This is a genomic window from Frondihabitans peucedani, assembly GCF_039537585.1.
Lineage (GTDB): Bacteria > Actinomycetota > Actinomycetes > Actinomycetales > Microbacteriaceae > Frondihabitans > Frondihabitans peucedani.
The window spans coordinates 1,343,067-1,361,935 of the sequence record NZ_BAABAU010000001.1 but is presented as its reverse complement, the minus strand read 5'-3'; the positions used below and the strand labels follow the sequence as shown (position 1 = coordinate 1,361,935).

Annotated in this window: 18 protein-coding genes; 9 read left to right on the top strand and 9 right to left on the bottom strand. The window is 72.2% G+C overall.

All coding sequences use genetic code 11. The features are described from left to right. Positions 1-24 precede the first annotated feature (24 nt). Positions 25-639, top strand: a complete 615-nt coding sequence (locus ABD733_RS06295) for a nucleoside/nucleotide kinase family protein (RefSeq protein WP_425552897.1) — start codon at positions 25-27, stop codon at positions 637-639. On the opposite strand, the gene ABD733_RS06290 is transcribed toward ABD733_RS06295, so the two are convergent. Further along, a complete protein-coding gene (locus tag ABD733_RS06290) occupies positions 636-1,136 on the bottom strand; it encodes a GNAT family N-acetyltransferase (RefSeq protein WP_344794170.1) in 501 nt (166 codons plus the stop codon). The two genes, ABD733_RS06295 and ABD733_RS06290, sit on opposite strands and share 4 nt — an antisense overlap. A gap of 19 nt (positions 1,137-1,155) precedes the next feature. Beyond that, positions 1,156-1,725 carry a helix-turn-helix domain-containing protein gene (locus ABD733_RS06285; protein ID WP_344794168.1) on the bottom strand — a complete coding sequence of 190 codons (570 nt, stop codon included), beginning with the start codon at positions 1,723-1,725 and terminating at the stop codon, positions 1,156-1,158. Positions 1,726-1,763: 38 nt separating this feature from the next. Between ABD733_RS06285 and ABD733_RS06280 the strand changes: the two genes are divergently transcribed. Further along, positions 1,764-2,315 carry a GNAT family N-acetyltransferase gene (locus ABD733_RS06280; protein WP_344794166.1) on the top strand — a complete coding sequence of 184 codons (552 nt, stop codon included), beginning with the start codon at positions 1,764-1,766 and terminating at the stop codon, positions 2,313-2,315. Between the two features lie 86 nt (positions 2,316-2,401). Here ABD733_RS06280 and ABD733_RS06275 read toward each other — a convergent pair whose 3' ends face one another. The 3 genes from ABD733_RS06275 to ABD733_RS06265 form a co-directional block, all read right to left on the bottom strand. Then, a complete protein-coding gene (locus ABD733_RS06275; protein WP_344794164.1) occupies positions 2,402-3,715 on the bottom strand; it encodes a M1 family metallopeptidase in 1,314 nt (437 codons plus the stop codon). Further along, on the bottom strand, positions 3,715-7,710 hold the full coding sequence (locus tag ABD733_RS06270; protein WP_344794161.1) for a Pls/PosA family non-ribosomal peptide synthetase: 3,996 nt from the start codon (positions 7,708-7,710) through the stop codon (positions 3,715-3,717). The genes ABD733_RS06275 and ABD733_RS06270 overlap by 1 nt, the downstream gene beginning before the upstream one ends. Positions 7,711-7,796: 86 nt before the next feature. Beyond that, positions 7,797-8,723, bottom strand: a complete 927-nt coding sequence (locus ABD733_RS06265) for a hypothetical protein (protein ID WP_344794159.1) — start codon at positions 8,721-8,723, stop codon at positions 7,797-7,799. Positions 8,724-8,865: 142 nt separating this feature from the next. Here ABD733_RS06265 and ABD733_RS06260 point away from each other — a divergent pair, with 142 nt between their 5' ends. Next, positions 8,866-9,435 (top strand): DUF6518 family protein, encoded by a 570-nt coding sequence (locus tag ABD733_RS06260; RefSeq protein ID WP_344794157.1) that lies wholly within the window; start codon positions 8,866-8,868, stop codon positions 9,433-9,435. A 36-nt stretch (positions 9,436-9,471) separates the two neighbouring features. After that, complete coding sequence (gene corA, locus ABD733_RS06255) at positions 9,472-10,470, top strand: magnesium/cobalt transporter CorA (RefSeq protein WP_344794155.1); 999 nt, start codon at positions 9,472-9,474, stop codon at positions 10,468-10,470. Positions 10,471-10,542: 72 nt separating this feature from the next. On the opposite strand, the gene ABD733_RS06250 is transcribed toward corA, so the two are convergent. Then, on the bottom strand, positions 10,543-11,499 hold the full coding sequence (locus tag ABD733_RS06250; protein ID WP_344794153.1) for a ferritin-like domain-containing protein: 957 nt from the start codon (positions 11,497-11,499) through the stop codon (positions 10,543-10,545). Between the two features lie 172 nt (positions 11,500-11,671). On the opposite strand from ABD733_RS06250, the gene ABD733_RS06245 reads away from it, so the two are divergent. After that, on the top strand, positions 11,672-12,922 hold the full coding sequence (locus tag ABD733_RS06245; protein WP_344794151.1) for a hypothetical protein: 1,251 nt from the start codon (positions 11,672-11,674) through the stop codon (positions 12,920-12,922). On the opposite strand, the gene ABD733_RS06240 is transcribed toward ABD733_RS06245, so the two are convergent. Beyond that, positions 12,919-13,521, bottom strand: coding sequence for an HD domain-containing protein (locus tag ABD733_RS06240; RefSeq protein WP_344794149.1), 603 nt, complete (start codon positions 13,519-13,521; stop codon positions 12,919-12,921). The genes ABD733_RS06245 and ABD733_RS06240 overlap by 4 nt on opposite strands. A 192-nt stretch (positions 13,522-13,713) precedes the next feature. Between ABD733_RS06240 and ABD733_RS06235 the strand changes: the two genes are divergently transcribed. Both ABD733_RS06235 and ABD733_RS06230 read left to right on the top strand, forming a co-directional pair. After that, positions 13,714-15,702, top strand: a complete 1,989-nt coding sequence (locus tag ABD733_RS06235) for a S53 family peptidase (RefSeq protein ID WP_344794147.1) — start codon at positions 13,714-13,716, stop codon at positions 15,700-15,702. 83 nt (positions 15,703-15,785) lie between these two features. Beyond that, the gene (locus ABD733_RS06230; protein WP_344794145.1) at positions 15,786-16,148 is read left to right on the top strand and encodes a hypothetical protein; all 363 of its coding nucleotides are present in this window, start codon (positions 15,786-15,788) and stop codon (positions 16,146-16,148) included. A 30-nt stretch (positions 16,149-16,178) separates the two neighbouring features. Here ABD733_RS06230 and ABD733_RS06225 read toward each other — a convergent pair whose 3' ends face one another. Continuing rightward, on the bottom strand, positions 16,179-16,463 hold the full coding sequence (locus tag ABD733_RS06225) for a hypothetical protein (RefSeq protein ID WP_344794144.1): 285 nt from the start codon (positions 16,461-16,463) through the stop codon (positions 16,179-16,181). A gap of 147 nt (positions 16,464-16,610) precedes the next feature. On the opposite strand from ABD733_RS06225, the gene ABD733_RS06220 reads away from it, so the two are divergent. Both ABD733_RS06220 and ABD733_RS06215 read left to right on the top strand, forming a co-directional pair. Continuing rightward, positions 16,611-17,507, top strand: coding sequence for a MurR/RpiR family transcriptional regulator (locus tag ABD733_RS06220; protein ID WP_344794143.1), 897 nt, complete (start codon positions 16,611-16,613; stop codon positions 17,505-17,507). A 4-nt stretch (positions 17,508-17,511) separates the two neighbouring features. Next, positions 17,512-18,105, top strand: a complete 594-nt coding sequence (locus ABD733_RS06215; protein WP_344794142.1) for a DUF805 domain-containing protein — start codon at positions 17,512-17,514, stop codon at positions 18,103-18,105. Here the strand turns inward: ABD733_RS06215 and ABD733_RS06210 are convergent. Further along, a complete protein-coding gene (locus tag ABD733_RS06210) occupies positions 18,102-18,794 on the bottom strand; it encodes an SDR family NAD(P)-dependent oxidoreductase (protein WP_344794141.1) in 693 nt (230 codons plus the stop codon). The two genes, ABD733_RS06215 and ABD733_RS06210, sit on opposite strands and share 4 nt — an antisense overlap. Between the last annotated feature and the right edge of the window lie 75 nt (positions 18,795-18,869).

The window sequence follows — 18,869 nt, the reverse complement described above, 5'->3', positions numbered from 1 at the left end:
AGGCGGCAGACTGGTCCCGTGCAGATGTCCGTCCTGGTCGACCGTGTCCGAGCCCTCCAGCGGGGCCGTCCGGGATCCCGCGTGCTGATCGGCATCGCGGGGGAGCCCGGCTCCGGCAAGAGCACTCTCGCGGCGGCGCTCGCGGAGGCTCTCGGAGACGCCGTGGTCGCCCCGATGGACGGCTTCCACCTCTCGAACGCGGAGCTCCGACGACTCGGCCTCGCCGACCGGAAGGGCGCGCCCGAGACCTTCGACGCGTTCGGCTACCTGGCCCTGCTGGGGCGGCTGCGGGCGCAGAAGGAGGGCGAGAGCGTCTACGCGCCGGAGTACGTGCGCGACGTGGAGGAGAGCATCGGCTCCTCGATCCTGGTCGCCCCGGAGGTGCCGGTCGTGATCAGCGAGGGCAACTACCTGCTGCTGGAGGGCGAGCCCTGGTCGCGCGTCGCCGAGGCGCTCGACGAGGTCTGGTTCGTCGACACCCCGCAGGAGCAGCGCCTCGAGTGGCTGGCCGCCCGCCACGTCGCCTTCGGCAAGACCCCCGACGCCGCCCGCGCCTGGGCGACGGGCCCCGACGAGCGGAACGCCGCTCTGGTGCGGGCGTCTCGCGCCCGCGCCTCTCTCGTGGTGGGGTCGCGCTAGTCGAGCACCAGCTCGTAGCAGAGCGAGAACGGGATCGTCGAGACGTAGGGCTCGTAGATCGGGATCGGCGTGTAGCCGGAGCGCTCGTAGAGGCGGACGGCCTCCGGCTGGCGGTCGCCGGTCTGCAGGATGATCCGGTGTGCGCCGCCCGCGCGGGCAGCGGCCTCGAGCTCGGTCATGAGCCGGGCACCGATGCCGGCACCGCGGCGGGTGGCATCGACGACGACGCGCTTCATCTCCCACTCGCCGCGGAGGTCGCGGAGCGCCGCGTGTCCGACCGGCACTCCCGCGGAGTCGCTGATGAGCACGGTCACGAAGACCCTCGCCGGGTCGACGGCGAGAGCGTCGTGCAGCGCTGCCCGTTGCTCGGGCGTCTGCGCCGAGTTCTTGTCGCGGTAGCGGGCCGACATCTCGACCTCCATGCTGTCGCGCAGCAGCTCGGCGCGGGGGTCGTTCCAGTCGACGTGCTCGACGACGAGGGCGGTTGCATCAGTCACTCCCTCATTCTGCCGGACCTCAGACAGCCCGTCGGGCCAGGGCGACCAGGTAGCGGCAGGGCTCGTCCGTCTCGTTCTCGTAGGCGCACGGCACCGGCGCGCCGAGCTGCAGGCAGTCGCCCGCACCCAGTCGATGCGTCGTGTCGCCCTCGTCGAACCGGAGCGAGCCCTCGAGCACCCAGAGCTGGTGGTGCGTGAACGAGTAGGAGTCGGCGGGGTAGGCGATGCGCACCCGGGGAGGCAGCTCGACCTCGACGAGCTCGATCGGACCTCCCGCGCCAGGCGAGACGGCCCGCCGGCGGTAGCCCGTCTCGGGATCCTGCCAGACGGACTGGTCGGAGCGCCTGGCGATCCTGCCCGGTGCTCCGCGCTCCTCCGCCTGGGCGATCAGCTCGGACAGGGTCATCCCGAGGGCCCCGGTCAGCCGGCCGAGGAGTGCCGCCGTGGGTTGGACGTCGCCGCGCTCGATCTTGGCGATCATCGCCCGCGAGACGCCGGATCTCTCGGCGAGGGCGCTGACGCTCAGGTCGCGGCCGGCCCGGGCGCTCTGGAGGGCTGCGGCGAGCGAGGCGGTGAGGGCGTCCGTCATGCTGTCACTATACGACTCGAAATCGCTACTATGGTGCGATGCTGAGCCACGTCGTCCGAGACGCCACCCCCGCCGACGCCGAGCGCTGTCGCGAGATCTACGCGCCCTACGTCGAGTCGACGGCGATCACCTTCGAGGAGTCGGCGCCCGACACGGCCGAGATGGAGCGCAGGATCGCCGACGCCCAGCTCGGCCACGCCTGGCTGGTGCTCGAGGAGGCGCAGCCCGACGGCGCCGGGCGAATCCTCGGCTACGCCTACGCGGGCCCCTTCGCCAGGCGCGCCGCCTACCGCTGGGCCGCCGAGGTGAGCGTCTACCTCGAGCAGGGTTCCTCGCGCCGAGGCGGCGGCCGCGCCCTGTACGCGGCGCTGCTGCCCCGCCTCGCCGAGCGGGGCTTCCGGGTGGCCATGGCGTGCATGACCCTGCCGAACGACGCGAGCGTCGGCCTGCACGAGGCCCTCGGGTTCGAGCAGGTCGGCACCTACCCCGACATCGGCTGGAAGCTCGGGGCCTGGCACTCGGTCGGCTGGATGCAGCTCCGGCTCCCGGCCGCGGGCGATCCTGCGGGCCCGCCCTCCGAGCTCCGGTAGTCGGCGCGGGTCTCGCGGCACGCATTCCGGCCCGAGTCACGCGCTACGTCGCGTGTCTCGAGCCGGAACCCGTGCCACGACGCGACCTACCGCGGCAGCTCGGGCAGCGGCCGCCGGTCGAGCCAGGCGGTGAACAGCTCCCGCAGGGTGTCGTCGCCCGCCAGCTCGACGGTGAGCTCCACGAAGTCGGTGGTCGACACGACCCCGTGGCGGTGCCGCGTCGTCCAGGTGCGCAGGATCTCGAAGAACGCGTCGTCGCCGACCCTCGCCCGGAGTGCCGCGAGGGTGAGCGCGCCGCGCTTGTAGACGCGGTCGTCGAACATGTCGTCGGGCCCGGGGTCGCCGACCACGAGATCCTGCGGCAGCCTCGAGAGTCGGGCGTGCGCGGCGGCGGCGTGCCGGGCTGCGGACCAGCCGCCGGAGTACTCCGACCAGATCCACTCGGAGTAGCAGGCGAAGCCCTCGTTCAGCCAGATGTCGCCCCAGCTCGCGAGCCCCACGCTGTTGCCGAACCACTGGTGAGCCAGCTCGTGCGCGATCAGGCGGTCGGAGCCGGAGCGGCCGTCGGCGTGGTTCGCTCCGAAGATCGCCAGGCCCTGGGCCTCGAGCGGGATCTCGAGGTCGTCCTCGGTGACGACGACGCTGTAGCCCTCGAACGGGTAGTCGCCGAAGCGGGCCGTGAAGCACTCCATCATCTCGGGCAGGGTGCCGAAGTCGTGCCCGATGCGCGAGCGGAGGGCAGGCGGCCCGGCCAGCACCCCGGGCACGCCGGCGAGGGCCGCCGGGACCAGCTCGTACCGGCCGATCTGCACCGTGGCGAGGTAGGTCGACGTCGGCTCGGGCTGCACGTACTCCCAGGTCGTGCGGCCGGAGCGGGTCGCGCGCCGGGCGAGGCTCCCGTTGCAGACGACCGCGTAGGGCTGCTCGGTGCTGACCCGGATGCGGTAGGTCGCCTTGTCGGCGGGGTCGTCGTTGCAGGGGAACCAGGTCGGCGCGCCGCTCGGCTGCGCGGCCACGATCACGCCGTCGGTGAGCTCCTCCCAGCCGACGGTGCCCCAGGGGCTGTTCCGGGGCGCAGGATCACCGGAGTAGTCGATCACGACGACGAACTCCTGGCCCGCCTCGACCGGTCGGGCCGGCGTGACGACCGCCTTCGCGGCCGACTGCGTGAAGCGGGCGGCCTTGGTGCCGTCGACCCGCACCTTCGACACGCGGAGCCGGGTCAGGTCGAACGAGATGCGGGACAGGTCGGCCGTCGCCACGGCGCGGATCGTCGCCTGGCCGTCGAGGCGGTTGGTGGCGACGCGGTACGCGAGGTCGAGGTCGTACGAGAGCGTGCGGTAGCCGGCGTTCCCACTGTCGGGGAGGTAGCTCCGCCGTCGCCCCGGGGCGGCGGCCATCACGCGTTCGCGGTGGCGTGGTAGTCGGCGAAGCGCACCTCGCGCCACGGGCCGATCGGGTTGCCCGACCAGCGGCTGCCCACCGGGACGCCCTCGCCGCGCATCACGAGCGACGCCGGGCCGACGGTCGCATGCGACCCGATCGTCGCCGCCGGGAGGACGACGCTGTGGGGACCCAGGGTCGAGCCGGGATCGAGGGTGACGGTGTCCATGCTCATGATTCGATCATGAAAGAGGTGCGTCTGCACGACGCAGCCCCGATTGACGGTCGACCCGTCGCCGAGAGTGACGAGATCCGCTTCGGGCAGCCAGTAGCTGTCGGTCCAGACGCCCCGGCCGATCGTGGCGCCGAGCGACCGCAGCCACCAGACGAGTGCGGGGGTTCCGGAGGCGGCCTGCGCGAACCAGGGCGCCGCGCAGAGCTCGATGAACACGTCGGCGACCTCGCTCCGCCAGACGAAGCTCGACCAGAGCGGCTTCTCCGAGACCCGGATCCTGCCGATCAGCGCCCACTTCGCCGCGGTCGACACCGCGGCGGCGACAGCGCCCACCGCCAGCATGACCGCGCCGGAGACCAGGATCGTCCAGCCGACGCCGATCGCCGACGTCAGCGCGAGAAGGGCGAAGACGAGCCCCAGACCGATCAGGCAGGTGACGACGACCGGCACGAAGCGGCCGAGCTCCCACAGGATGCGGGCGGCCCGGATGCCTACGGGCGGGCTGAACGTCCTGGCCGCGTCGGTGACGGCCACGGTCCGCCGCAGCCGGACCGCGGGCGAGCCGAGCCACGACGACCCGGCCTTCGACTTCCGCGGGGCCGCCGACAGGACCGCGACGAGGCCGTCGCGCGGCACGGAGTGCCCGGGGCCCGTCATGCCCGAGTTGCCGAGGAACGCGCGCTCGCCGATCTCGGCGCGCGCCACCCGGAGGTACCCGCCGCCGAGCTCGTACGAGGCCACGAGCGTGTCGTCGGCGAGGAACGCGCCGTCGCGGATCGTCGTCATCGCGGGCAGCAGCAGCACCGTCGAGGCCTCGACGTCGCGGCCCACGCGGGCCCCGAGCAGCCGGAGCCAGACCGGCGTGAACAGGCTCGAGTAGAGCGGGAAGAGGAAGGTGCGCGCCAGGTCGAGCAGTCGCTCCGTGCTCCAGACCTGCCAGCCGATCCGCGACCGCACCGGCACGGTCCCCTCGGTGACACCGAGCGCGAGCAGCCGGACGAGCGCGATCACCAGGATCGACGCGGTGAAGCCGGCGAGGAGCACGCCCGGCACGAGGAGCGCCAGCGCGAGCCAGAACGCCTCGCCGAGCGTCGCGGCTCCCGCCACGCCGGTCGCGACCACCGCTCCTCCCGCGGCGAGCGAGGCGACCGGCAGCAGCGAGAGCACGACCGACGACAGGCCGTAGGCGACCAGCCACCGGCGGGAGCGGCCGGGCCGCTCGGCGGGCCACCAGGTGCGGTTCCTGCCGACGCGGGCCGCGGGCGATCCTGCCCACTCCTGCCCCGACCGGACGCGGCCGAAGACGGCCGACCCCGGGGCGACCGACGCGTTCTTGCCGATGCGCGTGCCCGGGAGCAGCGTCGACCGCATGCCGACCGTCGATCCTGCGCCGATTCGGATAGCGCCGATCCGCACCACGTCGCCGTCGATCCAGTACCCGGACAGGTCGACCTCCGGCTCGATGGAGGCGCCGCGGCCGATGCGGAGCATGCCGGTCACCGGGGGCAGCGCGTGGAGGTCGACGTCGGGCCCGATCCTGGCCCCGAGGGCTCGGGCGTAGTAGCTGATCCAGGGGGCGCCGGCGAGGCCCGTCGCGCCGATCTGGTGGGCGATCTGCTCGGCGAGCCACAGGCGCAGGTGCACGCCGCCGCCGCGCGGGTGGTCGCCGGCCCGGACCCCGGAGAGGAGGAGGCGCGCGGCGACGACCGAGATCGCCATCCGCCCGAACGGCGTCACGAAGACGAGCAGCAGGACGACCAGGAGCCAGGGCGCTGCGGTGGGAAGCACCCGGAACTCCGGCGACGCCGCGTGCAGGATGCTGGAGGCCGTGAGCGCGTACGTCACCCAGCGCGCACCGCTCAGGATGTGGAGGGGGAGGCCGAGCAGGGTCTGGAGCCACTGCATCCGGAGCGGGGTGGGCCGGCTGCGGTGGTAGTCGTCGCTCGGGGCCTCCCGGGAGCCGACGCGGACCGCGAGGGCGTCGGCCATCGAGCCGAACCGGGGGTGCGCGTAGATCTCGGCGACCGTGAACTCGGGATCGCGCTGCCGGATGCGGGCGACCAGCTGGGCCGCGGCGAGCGATCCGCCGCCCAGGTCGAAGAAGTTCGCGGTCGCGTCGTCGACGGGGAGCCCGAGGACCGCCTGCCAGTCGGCGGCGAGGAGCAGCTCGTCGGGCGTCATGCCGCCGTCGGCCGTGTCGACCGAGGTCTGAGGGAGCGGCCAGGGGAGTGCGTCGCGGTCGATCTTCCCGGAGGTCTTCGTCGGCAGGTCGCCCTCGACGAGCGCCAGCAGCGGCACGAGGGCGGCGGGGAGCTCCTCGCGGAGCCGGCCGAGCGCTTCGGTGCGATCGAAGTCGACCGGATCCTGCACGGCCAGGTAGCCGACCAGGATCTGATTGCCCGCGTCGGTCTTCCGGACGGCGGCGGCGGCCCCGCCCACGCCGTCCAGCCCGAGGAGCGCCGCCTCGATCTCGCCCAGCTCGATGCGCCGGCCGCCGACCTTCACCTGGTCGTCGGCTCGGCCCTGGAAGACCAGCCCGTCGCGCTCGAACCGCACCAGGTCGCCGGAGCGGTAGGCGCGCTCCCAGCCGAGCCCCTCGTGGGGCGCGTACTTCTCGGCGTCCTTCGCCGGGTCGAGGTAGCGGGCCAGCCCGACGCCGCCGATGATCAGCTCGCCCACCTCGCCGTCGGCGACCGGGTGGCCGTCGGCGTCGACCACCGCGGCGTCCCAGCCGTCGAGGGGGAGCCCGATGCGCACCGGCTCGCCCGCGAAGACGCGGGCTCCGGTGGTGACGACGGTGGCCTCGGTCGGGCCGTAGGTGTTCCAGACCTCGCGCGACGAGGTGGCGACGCGGTCGACGATCTCGGGCGGCAGCGACTCGCCGCCGAAGATGAGGAGCCGGACGCTGTCGAGCGCCTCGGCGGGCCAGAGCCCCGCGAGCGTCGGGACCGTCGAGACGACGGTGATGCCGTGCAGCACCAGCCACGGCCCGAGGTCGGCACCGCTCCGGACGAGCGAGCGGGGCGCCGGCACCAGGCAGGCGCCGCTCCGCCAGGCGAGCCACATCTCCTCGCAGGACGCGTCGAACGCGACGCTGAGGCCCGCCAGGACGCGGTCGCCGGGGCCGAGCGGGCCCGAGACGTCGGCGTCGTCCGCCTCGGCATCGGCGAGGAACAGCCGGGCCTCGGCATCCGCGAAGGCGGCAGCCGACCGGTGGCTCGCGGCGACGCCCTTGGGCGTGCCGGTCGACCCCGACGTGAAGATGATCCAGGCGTCGTCGTCCGGCTGCGCGATGGACGGCAGGATCACGGCCGAGCCGATCGGGCCCGGGGCCGCACCCGCGAGGAGCGCGACCGCCTCCTCGCCGCGTCGCAGGATCCCGCCCGCGCCGACCACGCCCACGACCCCCGCCTCGCCGAAGACGAGGGCTGCCCGCTCCTCCGGGTCGTCGGCGTCGACCGGCACGTAGGCGGCGCCCGCGGCGAGGACCCCGAGGATCACCACGTAGAGCGACCGGTCGCCGGACGGCATCCGCACCCCGACCCGGTCGCCCCGGCCGACGCCCGCCGCGGCGAGGGCCAGCGCGACCTGCCTGACCCGCATCGCCAGCTCCCGGTAGCTCAGGGCTCCGCGCTCGTCCTCGAGGGCCGACGCCTCCGGGTGGAGGGCGACGGTGGCGTTCAGCACGTCGACCAGCGTCCGCGCCTCCGGCGTGCGGGCCGACCCGCGGAGGAGTCCTCGCTCGGGCAGGATCGGCGTCTCGGGAAGCGTGCTCATCGGGCCCGTACCTTAGCGGGTCGACCGGTCGCGCCGGTGAACTGTGTCATCCCGTGGCGACGGCTCGCCGACCGCGGACGCGGCGGCTACTTCTGCCAGGTCTGAGGGGTGTCGTAGGTGACCTTCACCCCGGCGATCCTCCAGGACGACTCCCGCTGGACGACCGAGTAGACGAGCGTTCCCTTCACCGGAAAGGAGTTCTCGCCCGTGCCGTCGTAGAGCGCGGGGACGGTCTTCCTCTCGCGGGTTGCCGCGCTGTCGGTCGGGTCGCGCGCCTCGACGTAGGCCCTGGCAGCCTCGTCCGAGACGCGGTAGTCGGCCTCGGCGGTGACGAAGAAGGCGATGGCGGGGCCGGGACCGCCGTCGGTGAACGGGTACACCCTCGTCACGTCGACGGTCTCTCTGGTCATCCGCGGTCCGCCGTCGCGGATCAGGCGCGGGACGATGTTCGTCCCGGCCGCGTTCCAGGTGATCGCGTTCGTCCCGTCGGTGCCCGCGTCGAGCAGCGCCGAGCCGCCGGGGGCGACGGAGTCCTCCTCCGCCCGCGCGCTCCAGGCGGGGTAGTTCCGGGCGACGTCGAGCGCCGGAGAGTCGAGCGTCTCGGAGGCGATGAACCCGGTGACCCATCTCTGAGCCGAGGCGAGTCGCGCCGCGTCGAACAGGCCCTTCTCGGAGTCCGGGTCGACCAGGGCCGGATCGAAGGCGGCGGCCTTCGCCTGCGGCGAGAGGCCCACGTGGGCGTACGTGCCGAGGGTGTCGGTGACGCTCGACACGGCGACGGCGTCTCCGAGCATCCTGCCGGCCGTGATCGGGCCGGGGGCGCCGGGGGCAGGAGGGGTGCTGGTCGCCGGCGGCGTCGTCTCCGCGCCCGGCGTGACCGCACCCGTCGTCTCCGCGCCGGTCGACGGCCGGGTCGAGGAGCAGCCGGTGACCGCCAGGAGCGAGACGGCCAGGCAGCTGAGGGCGACGGCTCGGAGCGCCGACGAGGGCGTCCCGGACGAGTGGTCGAGCATGGCTGCCCCCCTGGCTGTCGAAGTGTCCTCGCAGCGTACCCGCCGTCGCCGGTCGGTCGAGGGCGCAGGTCCACCCGGAGGACTACGGCGTCCGATCCCGAGACGGACGAGCCGGGCGGCCCCGGCGACCTAGCCTGCTCGGGTGACCCCACTCGACACCTCCGCAGCCCGGCGACCCGCCCTCGCCCGAGCTCTGCCCTCGGGCCTCGCAGCCGCCGCCGTCGTGGTGCTCGGCGCCCTCCTCGTGGGCGGCCTCACGAGCCTCGGCCAGCAGTACCTCCCCTCCTGGCTCACCTCGCTCGCGAACTCCTCGGGCGGCTGGAGCCTGTTCGCCTTCCTGCTCGTCTGGCTGGTCCGGGCCCGGCCGGCCCTCGCGGCCGTGCTCGGCGCTCTCGCCTTCGTGGCGATGGTCGAGGCCTACGGGCTCGTCAGCGGCTGGCGCGGCTACTTCTACGCGGCACCGTTCTCGTCGCGCTGGACCCTCATCGGCCTCTTCGCTGGCCCGGTGATCGGCGTCGCCGCGAGCCTCGCGCGATCGCCCCGGCACGCGAGGCGGATCGGGGGAGTCGCGATCCTGAGCACCGTCCTCGTCGCGGAGGGCGCGTACGGGCTGGTGACGCTGCTCGGATCGACCAGCCCCGTCTACTGGACCCTCGAGGTCGTGGCCGGCGCGGCGTTCCTCGCGGCGGCGATCGTCCGGCGGCGCGCCTGACCTGAAACGTTCACCCGCACCGGGCATCCTGCCCTCATGCCCCTGATCGACAACGGCGTCTACGTCGCCGGAACACGCATCGAGAATCCCCGGAGTCTCGACGAGACCTACCGCCTGATGCACGACAACGACGGCATGGGCTGGATCGGCCTGTACCGCCCCAGCCCCGACGAGATCCGCTCCGTCGCGCACGAGTTCGAGCTGCACCCCCTCGCGATCGAGGACGCCCTGCTCGGCCACCAGCGGGCCAAGCTCGAGCGGTACGACGAGATCCTGTTCGCCGTCCTGCGGCCGGCCCGCTACGTCGACGCGGAGGAGGTCGTCGAGTTCGGCGAGCTGCACATCTTCCTGGGGCCGGAGTTCGTCGTCACGATCCGGCACGCCGAGTCGCCCGACCTGATGAAGGTCCGGCAGCGCATGGAGGCGGCGCCCGAGCTCCTCGCCCAGGGGCCGGAGGCCGTGCTCTACGCGATCCTCGACCAGGTCGTCGACGAGTACGAGCCGGTCATCGCCGGCCTCGAGAACGACATCGACGAGATCGAGAACGACCTCTTCTCGGAGGAGAGCACCGGCCTCTCGGAGCGCATCTACAACCTCTCGCGCGAGGTCATCAACTTCCAGCGGGCGGTCGTGCCGCTGGTCAAGATGCTCGACGGCCTGCAGAAGGGCTCCGAGAAGTACGGCGTCGACCTGGAGCTCCAGCGCAGCCTCCGCGACGTGCTCGACCACACGCTGCTGATCGTCGAGCGGGTCGCCTCGTTCCGCGCGATCCTCGACAACGCGCTCACCGTGCACGCGACGATCGTCACGCGCCGGCAGACCGACCAGAGCATCCAGCAGAACGAGGAGGTCAAGAAGATCTCGTCGTGGGCGGCCATCCTCTTCACGCCCACCCTCATCGCGTCGATCTACGGCATGAACTTCACCCACATGCCCGAGCTGAAGTGGGAGTTCGGCTACCCGTTCGCGATCCTGCTCATGATCGCGGCGGGCTTCGGGCTGTACTGGGTGTTCCGCAAGCGCCGCTGGCTGTAGCGGCGCGGCCCGACGAACGGCAGAGGGCAGGATCGTGGGGCGCGCGCCCCGCGATCCTGCCCTCCCGTCCGACTAGGCCGTGGGGCTTCCGGGGTTGCCGCTGGCGACGATCGCGCCGTTGACGCCCGCCGGGAAGAACCCGCCGCGGTCGATCTGGTTGGGGTTGAGGTAGACGACGTTCAGCACGCGCTCGGCGGTGCGGCCGTAGGCGATGCTGTTCGCGTCGGTGGGGACGAGGCTGATCACGTTGTTGACCACCACGCCCTGGTCGTCGTCGGTCTTGCCGTCGAGGCTGTCGCGAGCGGCCGAGATCGCATCCGCCTGGTGGTAGAGGCCCATGCTCAGGATGCGGTCCCTGATGATGCCGGCGTGGTACGCCTCGACCGCGAGGATGCCCGCGGCCGCCCCGAGGTAGGTCTTGTTGGTGATGAGCGGGGCGGCGCCCTTGTAGGCGGTCACCCCGACGTCCTCGAAGATGAAGGCGCCGAGCAGGAAGTTCTCCTCGCTCGCGAACGGGTCGAACGACTGGCCCGGCTTGATGAGCCCGGCCGCGACGGCCGCCGCGTTGAAGCTCGACTTGAGGTCGATCGCCGGGCGCGACACCTTCGCGCCGCCGAGGGCTGCGCGCAGGAAGGCGACGTGCGCCTTCTCGTCGGCCGCGATCTCGGTGGCGATCGACTTGATCGCGCCCGTCTTGAACGGAACCTTGTGTCCGCCGACGACGCCGCCCTGCGGGTCGATGCCGTCGATCATGCTCGAGGGGAGCCCGGTGCCGGTGACGGCGCGGAGGTAGAACTCGGCCTCGAGGTACTCGAGGTTGAGCGCGAAGTTGAGGATCGCCGAGTCGGTGACCTCTCCTTCGTAGGCAGCGGTCTTGGCCGTCGACGCCATGGCCGGTGCTCCGGAGGCGAGGACGGCGGCGCCGACTCCCACTCCGGTGACTCCGGCTGCGGCGAGGAAGCGGCGGCGGTCGAGCGGGTTCTCGGCACTGCGGCCGATGGCCTTGGTGATGAAGCGCTTGTCGAACAAGGGTGTTCCCTTCTGGGCACTGCACAGCAGACGACACGGTGGGTGATCGCTGTCGCTCCCAGATGACGACAGCCCGTGCCGAGGGGTCGGGTGGCCCCTCTTGAGGGGTCAAGCTAGTCCTGATCTCCGGCCGACGCGAGACTCCGGCGCAAATCGGCCCTAGATTGCAGCTGTGACTTTCCCTAGAACGCGAGTCCGCTCGCTCGGCGTCGTCGTCGTCGCCACCGTCCTCCTCTCCGGCGCCTCGCTCCTCGGAGCGTCAGCGGCCAGCGCCGATGTGGCACTCCCCTTCACGATCACGAGCCCGACGCCGAACCAGACGGTCCAGACCGGCGCCGTGGACATCACGGGGACGGGAGCCTCGGGCGACCGCGTGACCATCGAGATCCCCGGCGTCCAGACGACGCCCGCGGAGCCGTCGGCGACCGTGCAGCCCGACGGGACCTGGGACGTGCCGCTCAGCGTTGGCACGGATGCGGTCGGGTTCCACCAGATCGTCGCGTCGGGGACCCTCGACTCGGCCGGGATCTACGTCACCTTCGAGCAGCCGGCATCACCCGCGCTGGCCGTGACCTCGCCCACGAGCGGCAGCACCGTGCCCTCCCGCGAGGTGACCTTCCGAGGAACCGCACCTGCGGGCTCTATCGTGTCCGCGGACTCGGCAGGGCTCGGCACCTATCAGCCGGACGTCGTGGTGGGCGACTCGGGCGCGTGGTCGTTCACGATCCGATTCTCTGTCGAGAGCCTGAACGCCCTGCTCTCGAGGGCGTCGGTGACCTTCGGCGGCCAGGATCCGTCCGGCGCACCCTTCGTCCCGCGGACGGTGAGCGATCTCGCCCTCCCGGCTCCGTCCGCGACGCCGGTCGTCGTGAGCCCCGCGGCGGGAACGACGATTCCATCGACCACCGTCACCGTCTCCGGGACGGCGACGGGTGGCCCGGCAGTGTCGGTGTTCTTCTCGCCGGTCGACGCCGCTGCCCGGACGGCCGCCAACACGCTGCCCGAAGGACGCTTCGAATCGACGGGCGTGCTCGACGCGGACGGGAACTGGACGGCGACCACGACTCTGGCTCCGGGGACCTGGGCGGCGGTCGCCACCCTGATCGCCGACGACGACGTGCACTCTTCGGCGGGATTCCCGCTGTCGCTCCCGAGCGCCCCGCGGCAGTTCGTGCTGACCGCCGCTCCGGCGTCGGCACCCGCGCCTGCTCCCGCGCCGAGCCCCGGACCGACATCGGCCTCCGGGCCCGCCCCGATCGTCCCGACGACGCCGGCCGGCGATCCCACCGGCATGGGTGTCGCCGCGGCCGGTGAGCTCGCCTTCACGGGTTCCTCGCCCGCGGCACCGCTCCTGGGCGCCGCGCTCCTGCTCGGAGCCGGGCTCGCCCTCGTGATCCTGCGTCGGCGGCGCCGCCTCGGCTAGTCGAACGCAGCCCAGAAGCGCCCGCCCTCAGCGACACCGCCGCCGGCGTGGAGGCGCGCGGCCTGCGACGACGGCTTCCGGGCCGCCTGCCCGGCGATCGCGGTGTCGAACGCCTCGCTGAAGCCGAGCCGGGGGAGGAGTCGCGTGACGTCGCGGACGAAGCCCCGGTCGAGGTCGTCGGCTCCGGCGCCGCGCACGTCGAGAGTCGTCGCGACCTCGAGGAGGTGGCCCTCGGGATCCTGCGCAGGATCGACGCTCGGCAGCATGTGCCGGACGATCACCTCCCGCACGCGCTCGCTCCGCTCTGGCGGCCAGCCGGCACCGGCGGCGAAGACCCGCCCGACCGCGCCGCCGGCCTCCTCGAAGGGCTCGGTGTGCGAGTCGAAGACGGGTGTCACACCGAGGTCGTGCAGCATCGCCGCGACGTAGAGCAGCTCGGCGTCGAAGCGGAGTCCTCTGGCCAGAGCGATCGCGCCGGCCCACGCCCACGACCGGAGGCAGTGGTTGACGAGCGCCGGGTCGGCAGCGGCCCGGAGCACCTCGAGGGCAGCCGCAGCGGTTTGCGTGGGGGGACGGATGAGTGCGTCGAGATCGTTCACGTTCACACCGTATTCACCTCGCGCGCACGATTTCGTCGTTCGACGGCCGAAGTCGGCCATTCGGGCGCCGCAGCGCGCAAAAACTGCGCGTCGCGCAAAAAGGAGGACTTGACGTCACTCGTTCGGGGGTGGTCCGATACACGAACCCGCCATTCATAGCGGATTCCCACTCAGCCCTTATCGGAGGCATACGTGCGTGGTTCCTCGTCCCGCTCTCGTCCCATAATCGTCGCCGCGGTCGCGGCAGCGTCGCTCGCCGGTCTCACCGGCCTCGCCGCTCCGGCCAACGCGGCCCCGACCAACCACGTGTTACCCAACAGCTCGCCGCGATGGCTCGGCCACGCGAAGAAGGTCGCCGAGACCCCGAGCGCCTCGAAGGTCAGCTTCGGCGTCCTGCTCAACCTCCGGAACTCCGCCGCGGCGCAGGCCCAGGTGCAGGCCGTGTCCGACCCGTCCAGCGCCTCGTACGGCAAGTTCCTGACGAACAAGCAGTTCAACGCCACCTACGCGCCCGCCGCCTCCGACGTCAAGGCCGTCCAGGGCTGGCTCCGCACGCAGGGCTTCACCGTCGGCGAGACCCTCCCGAGCGGCATGTACGTCAAGGCGTCCGGCACGACGGCGCAGGTCGAGAAGACGTTCAACACCCAGCTGGCGAAGTTCTCGTACCAGGGCAAGACGGTGCAGACGAACACGACCAACCTCTCGCTCCCGAGCGGCACGTCGGCTCAGATCGTCGGCTCGGTCAGCGGCGTCGTCGGCCTCGACCAGGCCACCGCGCTCAAGAAGCCCGCCGACACGGAGCCCGGCCCCGGCCCCGGCTCGCGCACCGGCGTCCAGCCCTGCTCGGCCTACTACGGCCAGAAGACCGCCACCGACAAGCCCGCGGTCAACGGCAAGAAGCAGCCCTACGCGGTCTGCGGCTACGGTCCCCAGCAGCTGCAGGGCGCCTACGGCGTCTCGTCGCAGCTCAAGAAGGGCATCGACGGCAAGGGCGTGACGGTCGTCATCACCGACGCGTACGCGTCGCCGACGATCCTGCAGGACGCCCAGAAGTACAACAAGGTCCACGGTCAGCCGCTGTTCAAGAAGAACCAGTTCTCGCAGATCACCCCGTCCTCGAGCGGCTACTCCAACGCCGACCTCTGTGACGCGTCGGGCTGGTACGGCGAGGAGACCCTCGACGTCGAAGCCGTGCACGCCATGGCTCCGGGCGCGAAGATCAAGTACGTGGGCGGCGTCGACTGCGTCACCGGTCTCGACGAGGCCTGGGCTGCATCGATCGACAACCACTATGGCGACATCATCACCAACTCGTGGTCGGACGGAGTCGACGACCTCGCCGACCTCGGCCAGTCGTACATCGACTTCTACCAGCAGTACTCGACCGAGGCTGCGCTGACCGGCATCACCATCAACTTCTCCACCGGTGACAACGGCGACGCGACCAAGGGCGGCACCGACCTCGCAGCCAAGACGCTCGGCTTCCCCGCCGACCTCCCCCTGGTGACCGGCGTCGGCGGCACCAGCGTCCAGATCGGCAAGTCGAACAACTGGCTCGGCGAGTACGGATGGCAGAACGCCTACTCGCAGCTCTCGGGCAACACGTGGTCGCCGCTCCCCGGCGTCTACAGCTCGGGCGGCACCGGCGGCACCAGCCAGCTGTTCGCTCAGCCCTGGTACCAGCGCGGCATCGTCCCGGACTCGATCTCGAAGGCCTACGGCACGACGGACCCGATGCGCACCCTGCCTGACATCTCCATGGCGGGCGACCCGAACACCGGCATGGTGGTCGGACAGACGCAGGAGTTCCCCGACGGCACCTACTGGGACCAGTACCGCATCGGCGGCACCAGCCTCTCGTCGCCCCTGATGGCCGGTGTCCTCGCCGTCGCCGAGCAGGCAGCGCACAAGAAGTTCGGCTTCGCCAACCCGCTGTACTACAAGCTCAACCAGACCAAGGCCCTGCACGACATCGTCGCTCCGACGGCAGCCAACCAGCCCTACCAGGTCCGGACCGACTTCGTGAACTCGCTCGACTCGAGCGAGGGCCTGAAGTTCCAGCTGCAGACGATCGACACGCAGTCGTCGACCATCCACTCCAAGAGGGGCTACGACGACGAGACCGGCGTCGGCACCCCGAACGGAGCAGCGTTCTTCACCGCTCTGGTGAAGGGCAAGTAGCCTCCCGCACGACGACGGCGCGGCGCATCCTCCGGGGTGCGCCGCGCTTCGTCGTGCGGTGGGAGCAGCCGTAGGCTTGGACGATGCTCACCCGCCGCGACGCTGCCCTCCGCCTCGACATCCCGCTCGAGATGGCGACGAGGCACGGGCTCCCCTCGCGCCTCAGCGAGGCCGAGATCCGGGCGATCGAGCAGGATCCGCCCGCGTGGCTGGTCCAGTCGCGAGCGAACCGGACCGGCAGGAAGCCGGTCTGGGTGCACCTCGAGTGCGTCGTCTGCGGGTTCGCCGAGGACGCCAGGCCGAAGAAGTGGTGGCCCGAGTGGACCTACCTGTCGTGCGACTACCACGCGCCCGACCAGGTGCCGGATCCCGAGGCGGGACTCGCACGCCACGAGGTCGACGGCATCGGGAGCCGCTTCATCGCGCTGGTCGATCAGCGGCCGTAGGCGGTCGGCCGGGCGCCGTCGGGCCTCGGGCTAGTCGCTCTTCGGAGCCTTCTCCTCGGCCGCCTTGCGCTTCGCGATGGCGTCGCGCTCGTGCACGAGCGACTCGATGGTCGCCGTGTCGAGGAAGTCGATGAACGGGTTCGTCTGACCCGTCTTGGCTTCGACGATGTTCGCGTAGGCCGCGGCCGCGACGCGGAGCTCGGCGGCAGCGCGCCCCGCCTTCTTGAGCGGCACGGGCTTCAGCCCGACGATCTGCGCGTGCTTCTCGAGAGCCTTCGTGAGGTCTTTCAGGGCGGTATCGATCTTCTTCGTCACGTGCTCATTGTGGCCTGGATCCGGGCGTGCGCAAACCCGGCGGCCGGGGCCCTCCGAGTGGACTCCGATGCCGCGATTCCCGGCTCGGTGAAACGGTGTTCCGGCGTTCACGCGGGCGTGTCCCGGCGTTCACGGGTGGGGCCTAGCGTGCCCTCTGTGATGCAGGATCCGCCCGCCCCGACACCCCTCGGCGAGGGCGTCCCGGCGCGGCTCGGCGACCTCGACACCACCCCGGTCCGGGAGCGGCTCCGAGCCACGCGACCGGCCCTCACGCCGGCGGAGCGACGGGTCGCCGACGCGATCCTGCTCGACCCGCGTGCCGTCGTGCACCTCACCGTGACGGAGCTCGCAGATCTCGCCGGGACGTCGCCTGCCAGCGTCGTGCGTCTCGCCGGCCGCATCGGCCTCCGCGGCTACCTCGACCTCAAGATCCGCCTCGCCTCCGAGTCGCGGCCCCGCGGCGACGGCTCGGACGGCCCTGCGCCAGCCGGCGTCGAGAGCCGGGCCGACCACGAGCTCGGGGGACTCTCCGGGGCGCTCCTGCTGCAGGACACCGCCCGGGCGATCGGGGAGGCGGCCGCGAGCCTCGACGGTCCGGCGTTCGACGCGCTGGTCGAGACGGTGGCGAGGGCGCGCAGGATCGTCGTCACCGGCGTCGGACTGTCGGCACCGCACGCCCTCGGGGTGACGGCCGCCCTGGTCGCTGCGGGTGTCGACGCGCAGTGCGCTCCGGACGTCCGCCTCCAGTGCCTCCTCGCCGGACGCTCGACGGCGGAGGACGTCGTCCTGGCGGTCAGCCACTCGGGGGAGTCGCTCGAGACCCTGGCTGTCGTCCGAGCCGGTCAGGCCTCCGGCGCTTCGATCGCGGCCGTCACCGGCTTCGCGCGCTCGACGCTCGCGCGGCAGGCCGACGTCGCCCTCGTGGTCGGGGCGTCCGGATCGGCGCATCGCGACGCCGCATCGGCGTCCGCCGTGGTGCAGGTCGCGGTCCTCGACGCGCTCGTGGCCGCTGTCGAGCGACGGCGGGCCCGGCCGCTAGCGTGAGGGCATGACCGGTGTCCGTGATCCTGCGCCGCTGATCGGCGCGAGCTGGGCCCAGGCGACCCGGCGCTTCTGGACCGGGGCGTTCTCGTTCGGCGGTCGGGCGAGCCGCAGCGAGTTCTGGTGGCAGCGCCTCACCGACCTCGTCGTGGTCGCGCTGGCGACCGTCGTCGTCCCTCAGCTGACCGGCCCGAGCAGTGCTCCCGCGAGCGACCCGTTCACGGCGTATCACGACGCGCCCGGGTTCCTCGGGATCGGCCAGACCATCGTCGGACTCGACTTCGGGGGCGGCCCCGGCGGGTCGCTGAGGTGGTTCTCCGGCGGCCCGCCCGAGCAGTGGGTGCTCTTCGTGTGGTGCGTGGCGACCGTCGTCCCGAACGTCGCACTCGGCTTCCGACGGCTCCGCGACCGCGGCGGCCCGCCGTGGGCGGCTCTCCTCGGCGGGCTGCCGCTGATCGATCTGGCGCTGCTGATCGCTGCCCTCGGCCGGAGCGTGCCCGACGCGGAGGTGTCGCCGCTCGACGGCCGAGGCGACCCGGGTGTGGCGCGACACCGCTCGCGGGCCGGCTCCGTCAGACACGGCGCCGGCTCCGGCTCCTAGAACGGAGCGACGCCCGAGCGGTCGATGAAGGTGCCGGTGGGGCCGTCCGGGCCGCGGAGGGCCAGCTCGACGACGGCGTCGGTGCCCTCGGTCACCGTCTGGTGGCCGGAGTTGCCGTTGAGGTCGGTGGCCGTGTAGCCGGGGTCGGCGGCATTGATCCGCATCTCCGGAAGCGCCCGCGAGTACTGCACGGTCAGCATCGTCACGGCCGACTTCGACGAGTTGTAGAGGGGCGAGACCACGGACGCCTCGACCCGCGACGTGTCGTGCACGGCGGTGAAGGAGCCGAGGCCGCTCGTCACGTTCACCACCGTCGGGTTCTCGGACCGCCGGAGGAGCGGGACGAAGGCGTGCATGGTGCGGACGATGCTCGCCACGTTGGTCGAGTACACCTCGAGGGCGTCCGCGCCGGTCAGGTCGGCGGCGTCGCGGTGGGGGCCGGTGATCCCGGCGTTGTTGATCAGGACGTCGAGGCCGCCCTCGGCGGCGACAATGGCGGCGGCGGCCTGCACCGACGCGTCGTCGGTCACGTCGAGCTGGACGAAGCGGGCGCCGAGCGCGTCGGCTGCGGCGCGGCCGCGGCTCTCGTCGCGGGCGGCGACCCACACGGTGTGCCCGGCCTCGAGGAGGCGGCGGGCGGTTTCGTAGCCGAGGCCCTTGTTGGCCCCGGTGATGAGTGTCGTTGTCATGACTCGATCCTGCGCTCCCCGCCTGAGGCCCGGAAGGCTCCGCCGCTCCCTAGGACCACGGGTACCAGGCGCAAC

Coding starts and splice junctions, on each gene's coding strand:
- ABD733_RS06295 (WP_425552897.1), top strand. CDS start 25: ATGTCCGTCCTGGTCGACCGTGTCCGAGCCCTCCAGCGGGGCCGTCCG.
- ABD733_RS06285 (WP_344794168.1), bottom strand. CDS start 1,725: ATGACGGACGCCCTCACCGCCTCGCTCGCCGCAGCCCTCCAGAGCGCC.
- ABD733_RS06280 (WP_344794166.1), top strand. CDS start 1,764: ATGCTGAGCCACGTCGTCCGAGACGCCACCCCCGCCGACGCCGAGCGC.
- ABD733_RS06275 (WP_344794164.1), bottom strand. CDS start 3,715: ATGGCCGCCGCCCCGGGGCGACGGCGGAGCTACCTCCCCGACAGTGGG.
- ABD733_RS06270 (WP_344794161.1), bottom strand. CDS start 7,710: ATGAGCACGCTTCCCGAGACGCCGATCCTGCCCGAGCGAGGACTCCTC.
- ABD733_RS06265 (WP_344794159.1), bottom strand. CDS start 8,723: ATGCTCGACCACTCGTCCGGGACGCCCTCGTCGGCGCTCCGAGCCGTC.
- corA (WP_344794155.1), top strand. CDS start 9,472: ATGCCCCTGATCGACAACGGCGTCTACGTCGCCGGAACACGCATCGAG.
- ABD733_RS06230 (WP_344794145.1), top strand. CDS start 15,786: ATGCTCACCCGCCGCGACGCTGCCCTCCGCCTCGACATCCCGCTCGAG.
- ABD733_RS06215 (WP_344794142.1), top strand. CDS start 17,512: ATGACCGGTGTCCGTGATCCTGCGCCGCTGATCGGCGCGAGCTGGGCC.
- ABD733_RS06210 (WP_344794141.1), bottom strand. CDS start 18,794: ATGACAACGACACTCATCACCGGGGCCAACAAGGGCCTCGGCTACGAA.